This is a genomic window from Psychrobacter sp. 1U2, from assembly GCF_051847575.1.
Genome location: NZ_JBPYDC010000406.1, coordinates 1 through 1,123, shown reverse-complemented (window position 1 = coordinate 1,123; position 1,123 = coordinate 1). Strand labels below are relative to the sequence as shown.

Below are 1,123 nucleotides of genomic sequence, written 5' to 3'. Positions count from 1 at the left end.
CGCATACACCAAAGCTTAGCACTGACATGACTTATGATAAGTCTGCTATGCAAGAATGGCAAGAGACTATGCAAGCTCAGCTTAATCACTTCGGTAGTGATTTAAGCCCTGAGATTGAGCTGGTCAATATTCATGAACAGCAGTCTGAGAGTATGGATGCAGCAGAAAACGTACTCAATATAGAGCCAGCAGTAGAAAACGTAGAAGCCATATCTAATAAAGCGCAGTGGTTACCACGTATTACCGTTTATGTGCATCAATTAGCACATCATTACTTGCTTGATGCAAGTTTCATCAATTCAGGTGAGTATAGCAAGCTGCTTCGCTTATCAAGCGAATGGAACACGCTACTTGAGGATGATGCTTTTATTCGCCGCGAAGCAAATTCAGGTACAGCCAAAGATATCCCTGTGCGCGACTTTGACTATCTCTGGCAGCAAATGATGCTAGATGCCCGTCGTGGTTTGGCAGTTCAGCGCTATAAAGGGCTAGGGGAGATGAATGCTGATCAGCTTTGGGACACGACGATGGATCCTGAAAACCGTCGCATGCTACGTGTCACCATCGAAGACGCTATTGCAGCGGATCATATGTTTACCTGCTTGATGGGCGATCACGTCGAGCCGCGTCGTATCTTTATCGAGGAAAATGCATTAACGGTTTCTAACCTTGATATTTAAGGTTTAGCTTTTACGTTAAGTATAAAATACCGCCTTGTCTTCCAAGGCGGTATTTTTTAACAATAGAGTTGTTTCACGTGAAACTTTATTTAACACCTTATAATACCTTTGCTATATTTTGAGTTAATGGCTAACTGGATAATAAGATGGTTGAAGTGGTACTACTGGCTATCGCTTTGGCGATGGATGCGTTCGCAGTCTCTATAGGACTGGGCGCTAAATCGCAAAAACAAAGCCGTCGATATATAGGGCGCCTGGCTGTCTACGCTGCCTTATATTTTGGGATTGCACAGGGGATAATGCCGCTTATTGGTTATTTGCTGGGTGCAGCTTTATTAGGTTGGCTTGCCGCTGCTGCTCCTTGGATCGGAGGTTTTATTCTTATTGGGCTGGGCAGCAAGATGCTCTATGAGGTGTTTTTGGGAAGTAAGGAGGCTATCTCA

General features: G+C 44.2%; 1 protein-coding gene and 1 pseudogene. Both read left to right on the top strand.

The features are described 5' to 3' along the window. Positions 1-680 (top strand): annotated as a pseudogene (gene gyrB / locus ACS8FD_RS16185) (DNA gyrase subunit B); the annotation flags it as partial. 146 nt (positions 681-826) lie between these two features. Next, a partial coding sequence (locus ACS8FD_RS16180) for a manganese efflux pump MntP (RefSeq protein ID WP_439276597.1) occupies positions 827-1,123 on the top strand: 297 nt, incomplete at its 3' end.